General features: G+C 72.0%; 6 protein-coding genes. 2 read left to right on the top strand and 4 right to left on the bottom strand.

What is annotated here, in order from left to right:
- On the bottom strand, positions 1 to 366 hold a 366-nt coding region (locus HUX53_RS13270; RefSeq protein WP_176403484.1), incomplete at its 3' end, for a LysR family transcriptional regulator.
- Positions 367 to 478: 112 nt separating this feature from the next.
- Here HUX53_RS13270 and HUX53_RS13265 point away from each other — a divergent pair.
- Positions 479 to 2,089, top strand: coding sequence for a penicillin-binding transpeptidase domain-containing protein (locus tag HUX53_RS13265; protein ID WP_176403483.1), 1,611 nt, complete (start codon positions 479 to 481; stop codon positions 2,087 to 2,089).
- A 209-nt stretch (positions 2,090 to 2,298) separates the two neighbouring features.
- On the opposite strand, the gene bla is transcribed toward HUX53_RS13265, so the two are convergent.
- The 3 genes from bla to HUX53_RS13250 form a co-directional block, all read right to left on the bottom strand.
- Complete coding sequence (gene bla / locus HUX53_RS13260) at positions 2,299 to 3,216, bottom strand: class A beta-lactamase (RefSeq protein WP_176403482.1); 918 nt, start codon at positions 3,214 to 3,216, stop codon at positions 2,299 to 2,301.
- A 108-nt stretch (positions 3,217 to 3,324) separates the two neighbouring features.
- Positions 3,325 to 4,350, bottom strand: a complete 1,026-nt coding sequence (locus HUX53_RS13255; RefSeq protein WP_176403481.1) for a magnesium transporter CorA family protein — start codon at positions 4,348 to 4,350, stop codon at positions 3,325 to 3,327.
- A 49-nt stretch (positions 4,351 to 4,399) separates the two neighbouring features.
- Positions 4,400 to 5,398: a LacI family DNA-binding transcriptional regulator gene (locus HUX53_RS13250; protein ID WP_176403480.1), complete on the bottom strand. Its 999-nt coding sequence runs from the start codon at positions 5,396 to 5,398 to the stop codon at positions 4,400 to 4,402.
- Between the two features lie 128 nt (positions 5,399 to 5,526).
- On the opposite strand from HUX53_RS13250, the gene HUX53_RS13245 reads away from it, so the two are divergent.
- The coding region (locus HUX53_RS13245; protein ID WP_176403479.1) for an MFS transporter at positions 5,527 to 6,121 on the top strand (595 nt) is incomplete at its 3' end.

The raw sequence follows: 6,121 nt of genomic DNA, 5'->3' as shown, positions 1-6,121 counted from the left end.
CCGCAGGTCGGGGCGGCGCGCCCGGAACGCCGCGATCAGCGCGGCGACGACCCGGCCGCCGAGGTCGCTCGGCAGGCCCGCGCGCACCGTGCCGACCTCGCCGAGCCTGGCGCGCTCGGCGACGGAGTAGATGCGGTCCACGCGGGCGAGGATGTCACGGGCCTCGTCCAGCAGCAGCCGGCCGGGCGCGGTCAGCTCCACCTTCCGGCTGGACCGGTCGAACAGGCGCACGCCGAGCTCCCGCTCCAGCCGCTGGATCCGCTGGCTGAGCGGCGGCTGGGCCATGCCGAGCCGCTCCGCCGCGCGGCCGAAGTGGAGTTCTTCGGCGACCACGACGAAGCAGCGCAGATGCCCGGTCAGGTTCACGACCAGTAACGATATCAATTCCGCTATTACTGGTACATTGATATCAATCTTGGACTTTCCGGGCGGCGCCTGATGTTCTTGTGCCTCCATATCAGGGGGAAGGAGATCGACGATGCGCCGATCCCGTGTGCTGACCGTCGCCGCCGTCGCGGTGGCGGTGCTCGTCATCGGAGCCGGAACGGTGTGGTTCCTGCGCGACGGAGAGGATCCGGAGGACGCCGCGAAGAGCTTCCTCGCGGCCTGGAGCAGCGGCGACACCGCCGCGATGAAGGCGCTGACCGACCGTCCACCCGGCGACTTCGACCAGCGGTTCACCCGGCTGCGGGACGACCTCGGCCTCACCGCGCAGCGCTACACCGTCGCCTCGGTCGGGGACGCCGACGGCGGCAAGGCGGGCGGCTCCTACACCGCCGAGCTGACCCTCGCCGGTGACCGGAAGTGGACGTACGAGGGCTCGCTCCCGCTCGTCGAGCGCGACGGTAAGTGGCTCGTCCGCTGGTCGCCGGAGCTGATCTACCCGACGCTCACGGAGGGGCAGCGGCTGCGCGCGGCCCGCGCCTGGCCCGACCGCGCGGCGATCCTCGCGGCGGACGGCAGCAACCTGAGCGCCTCGCCGTCCGGGTCCGCGCGGCAGCTCGCCGGACCGGTCGGACCGGCGTCCGAGAAGGCCGCGAAGGAGCTCGGCGCCCCGTACCAGAAGGACGACCCCGCCGGTGCGGACGGCCTGCAGAAGCAGTACGAGCGCCGCCTCGCCGGCACGCCCGCCCTCACCGTCCAGATCGTGGACGCCGAGAACAACCCGGTGAAGACGACCATCGACCCGAAGACGCAGGCCGCCGCGGGCAACGCCCTCGGCGACGCGAAGAAGCCCGCGTCGATGGTGGCGCTGCGGCCGTCCACCGGCGAGATCCTCGCCGTCGCGAACAAGCCCGGCGGCTACAACCGGGCGCTGATGGGCCAGTACCCGCCCGGCTCCACGTTCAAGGTCGTCACCGCCGCCGCGCTCGTCGCGGGCGGCGTGTCCCCGTCCACGAAGGTCGGCTGCCCCGCCACCACCAACGTCGGCGGCCGGTCGTTCCACAACTACCAGCACGAGGACTTCGGCACGATCCCGTTCCGCGAGGCGTTCGCGCACTCCTGCAACACCACGTTCGCGCGGCTCGCCGTGGACAAGCTGGGCGAGCAGCGGCTCGCGCAGGTCGCGGCCCAGTTCGGGTTCAACGTCCCGATCATTGCCGGGCTCCCCGCCGTCCGGGCCGCGTTCCCCGCCACCAAGGACGACACCGCGTTCGCGTCCGCGTCCTTCGGGCAGGGCAAGGTGCTGACCAGCCCGCTCAACATGGCGAGCGTCGCCGCCGCCGCGGCCGACGGGACCTGGCGGTCGCCCCGCCTGGTCGACGCCGCCCTCGCGGGCCGGGCCGCCGACGCCGGCGGCCGCAAGCCGGAGCCGCCGAAGAAGCTGGAGCCCGCCGTCGAGAAGGCCCTGCACTCCCTGATGCCCGCCGTCGTCAGCGAGGGCACCGCGTCCGGCGCCGGCTTCCCGTCCGGCACGGCCGGCAAGACCGGCACCGCCGAGTTCGGCTCGGGCAAGAATCCGCCCACCCACGCCTGGTTCATCGGCTACCGCAAGGACATCGCCTTCGCCGTCATCGTCGAAGGCGGCGGCACCGGTGCCGAGGCCGCCGCCCCGATCGCCGCGAAATTCCTCAAGTCGCTGTATTGATTGCGTTTCTCTCCTCCTTCGGGCCTGGCGGCCCTCCATCGTCGAGAAACGCGGCGATCGCTGGCATCGCATCCGACTCGCCTAGCGGCTCGCTGCGCGATCAGGTTCTCGCAAGCTCGCGCCTCCGCCCCCGGCCGAGCCTTCGGACGCGATCGCAACGCTGAGGTCGTCGCCGGTTGGGCTTAAGGACGTGTGCCTTGAGGCTGCCGTTAGCGGACTAGGGCTTGTGTGAGGATGGTGGCGGTTCGGGCGATGGCCTTGTCGTCGGCTTCGGCGTCCGGCTTCCGCTTGTTCGTGGTGATCACGATGATCAGCGGGGCGCCGGACTTCGGGTAGGCGATCGCGATGTCGTTGGCGGTGCCGTAGGTGCCGCCGGTGCCGGTCTTGTCGCCGACCGTCCAGCTCTTGGGGAGGCCGGCGCGGATGCGCTTGTCGCCGGTCACCGTCGCCTTCATCCAGCCGATGAGGCGCTTGCGGTCGGCCGGGACGAGCGCGTCGCCGGTGGTGAGCGCGCGCAGGTCGTTCGCCCACGGGCGCGGGGCGGTGGTGTCGCGCTTCTCGCCCGGCTTCCAGTCGTTGAGTGCCGTCTCCCAGCGGTCGCTGCGGCTGACCCGGTCGCCGAGCGAGCGGAGGAAGGCGGTGAGGCCGGCGGGCCCGCCGATCTGCTTCAGCACGAGGTTCCCGGCGGTGTTGTCGCTCTGGGTGATCGCCGCGTGGCACAGGTCGGTGACCGTCATGCCGGTGTCCACGTGCTTCTCGGTGACCGGGGAGTAGTCGACCAGGTCGTCCTTCGTGTAGTGGATCACCCTGTCGAGCAGGCCGGGAGCGGTGCGGCGCGCCTTCCGCAGGACGGCGCCGCACGCCATCGCCTTGAAGGTGGACGCGAACGGGAACGTCTCGTCCGCCCGGTGCGAGACGGAACGGCCGGTGCCGGTGTCGATCGCGTAGGCGCCGATGCGCGCGTGGTGGGTGCGTTCCAGGCGGTCCAGTTGCTTCGTCACGTCCGCTTGCGACTGGGTGATCTGGGACGTGTTGCTCTGCGGTGTCGTGGTTCTCGTGTCCGTGCCGCAGCCGGAGACGGCCAGGACGACGGCGAGCGTTCCGTAGAGGGGAGCGTGTTTGGCCATGCGGGTGAGCAGATCAGAGCCGGGAAGCTCATGTCCAATATTGATATTGGTCGACGAACGATATGAGTTCTCATATGCATGCGCTCTGGCGTGCGCTTATGTGCGGGCTCACAGCCAGTCGCGGATCTTGAAGATCGCGTAGAGGACGGTGCTGCAGACGACGATGATGACCAGGCTGGTGATGAAGCCGTCGTGCTCCGAGAAGCCCGGATAGGGGACGTTCATCCCGTAGAACCCGGTGACGGCCGTCGGCACGGCGATGATCGCGGCCCAGCTCGTGACCTTCTTCATCACCTCGTTCATCCGGTTGCTCTGCAGCGCCAGCCGCGTGTCGAGCAGGTCGGCGACGAGGTCGCGCAGGGCGTCCGTCCACTCGCCGACGCGGAGCGTGTGGTCGTAGACGTCCTGGAAGTAGGGGACGAGCGGCGCCGGGACGAGCCGCAGGTCGCGGCGGAGCAGCGTGTTCAGCACCTCCCGCATCGGCGCCGCGACCCGCCGCAGCGCGGCCAGGTTCTTGCGCAGCCGGTAGCTGCGCCGCTGGATCTCCTTCACCGGGAACGCGTCGCCGAAGACCAGGTCCTCGACCGCGTCGGCCTCGTCGTCGAGCGCCTGCACGGCCGCCAGCTGCAGGTCGACGACCAGGTCGAGCATCCCGTACAGCAGGAACGCGGCGGTCGGCTCGCCGGTGCCCGAGTCCGGGCTCTGGTCCCAGCGCCGGATCAGGGCGCCGACGTCGAAACCGTGCTCCTGCCGGACGGTGACCAGCGCGCGCTCGGCGATGAACGCCGACAGCTCGTGCATGATCATCTCGCCGCCGTCCACATGCGGGACGTAGACGTTGAGGAACGCGTACCCGTGGTACCGGTCGAGCTTCGCCCGCTCGTGCCGGGACACCGCGTCCTCCACCGCGACGGGGTCCAGCCCGAGTTCGTCGCTGATGACGCGCAGGTCCTCGTGGTTCGGCGCGCACAGGTCGACCCACACGACGACGTCGTGGCGCGCCAGGTAGTCGCTCACCTCCGCGACCGGGAAGTCCTCCGCCAGGATCTCGCCGCCGCGCCATGCCCGGGTCTTCGCCGGTCCGGGGCCCGCCTGATGCCCGTCGATATCGGCTTTGGACGGCTGGGATCCCATGCGCCCCCTTATACCCCGGTTTTGCGAAAGATGAGGGAGCCCGGCGTGCTCAGCCGGTTCGCGGGCGGGCCGTGGAGTCGCGGACGACGAGTTCGCCGTGCAGGACGCGTGGGGCGGGGCGGCGGCCCTCCAGCAGGTCCAAGAGCGCCGTCATGCCCTGGGCGCCCAGTTCCTCCGCCGGCAGGCGGACGGTCGTGAGTTCGGGTTCGAGAGCCGTCGCCAGCAGCACGTCGTCGAACCCCGTGACCGACAGGGCGGACGGGACGTCCAGGCCGAGCGCCCGCGCCGCCTTGTAGGCGCCCGCCGCGATCAGGTCGTCGTCGCAGACCAGCGCGGTCGGCGGCTGCGGGCCGGACAGCAGCCGTAAGGCGGCGTCCTTCGCGGACGTGACCTCGATCGCGCACGTGCCGCGGGTCAGGACGCCGCCGGGCAGGGCCGCGACGGCGGCGGCGAGGGCCTCGGCGCGGGCGTGGAACGTCCACTGGTCGACGGCGGCGGCCACGTGCCCGAACCGGCGGTGGCCGAGGCCGGCGAGGTGATCGGCGATCGCCCGCATCCCGTCGGCGACGCCGAAGTCGACCGTGGGCACGCCGCCGTCCGGGCCGCTGTCGAGCATCACGGCGGGCGTCTCGCGGAAGCGGCCGAGCGCGTCCACGGGCATCGAGGACGCGAGGATCCCGTCGATCGCCTCGTCCGACCCGAACGGGCTGTCGGCGGGGCCAGCGGCGTCGTCCGGCCAGGTGGAGACGACCACGCCGAAGCCGTGCTGGGCCGCGACCCGCGCCGCGCCCGTGTAGACGGGGCCGAAGAACGGCGCGGACAGGGTCGGGACCATCAGCAGGACGGTCCGGGTGGTGCCGAGCCGCAGGTTGCGAGCCGCCTGGTTGGGCCGGTAGCCGAGCCGCTCGGCCGCGTCGCGGACGCTGCGCGCGGTGGCGGGGGAGACGCGCCCGCTCCATTTGCCGCCCAGCACGAGGGAGACCGTGGACTGCGAGACCCCCGCCTCCTGGGCCACGTCCTTGCTGGTGGGACGGCTGATCGCCGGCACCCGGCCTCCCTGCGCGGACCTTCGACGGACAGTGTGACGAAGAACAGACTAGAGCGAGGCGCCTCGGAAGTGGTACGTATGACCCGTCGAGTAGTACGTATGACGAAGATCTTCGGGGGCCATCTGAAATGCGCGGCTACGTCGTCTTCCTGCGCAGGCCGTACGCGGCGCGGCTGCTCGGCGGCACGCTGCTCGGCCGGCTGCCCAACGGGATGGGCATGCTCGCCGTCGTCCTGCACGTCCGGGCCGACGGCGGCGGCTACCCGCTCGCCGGGACCCTCGCCGCGATCTTCGGCCTGGCGACCGCCGCCGGGCAGCCCGTCCTCGGCCGGGTGATGGACCGCTACGGCCAGCCGCCCGTCCTGCTGCCCGCCGCCTGCGCCGCCGCCGCGGGCTTCGTGCTGCTCGCCATCGTCGGCGCCCGTCCGCTGCCCGTCGCCGTGGCCGCCGTCGTCCTGGCCGGGTTCGCCACCCCGCCGCTGGAGGCCGGGCTGCGCGCGCTCTGGCCGGACGTCCTGGACGGCCCGGAGCAGGTCGACGCCGCCTACGCGCTCGACGCCGCCGCCCAGCAGATCATCTTCACCGCCGGGCCGCTGCTCGTCGTCGCCGCGGCGGCGGTGAACACCGAGACCGCGCTGCTGCTCACCGGCGGATGCGGCGTCGCCGGGACGCTCGGCGGCGCGCTGTCCGGGCCGTCCCGCCGGTGGCGGGGCGGCCCGGACA

This window comes from Actinomadura sp. BRA 177 (assembly GCF_013372625.1).
In the GTDB taxonomy this organism is placed as follows: domain Bacteria; phylum Actinomycetota; class Actinomycetes; order Streptosporangiales; family Streptosporangiaceae; genus Spirillospora.
The sequence above is the reverse complement of the archived record's forward strand: the minus strand, read 5'-3'. Positions and strand labels throughout refer to the sequence as shown.

What these genes read in the sequence shown, in the direction of transcription:
- HUX53_RS13255 (WP_176403481.1), bottom strand. Translation starts at nt 4,350, where the DNA reads ATGGGATCCCAGCCGTCCAAAGCCGATATCGACGGGCATCAGGCGGGC.
- bla (WP_176403482.1), bottom strand. Translation starts at nt 3,216, where the DNA reads ATGGCCAAACACGCTCCCCTCTACGGAACGCTCGCCGTCGTCCTGGCC.
- HUX53_RS13265 (WP_176403483.1), top strand. Translation starts at nt 479, where the DNA reads ATGCGCCGATCCCGTGTGCTGACCGTCGCCGCCGTCGCGGTGGCGGTG.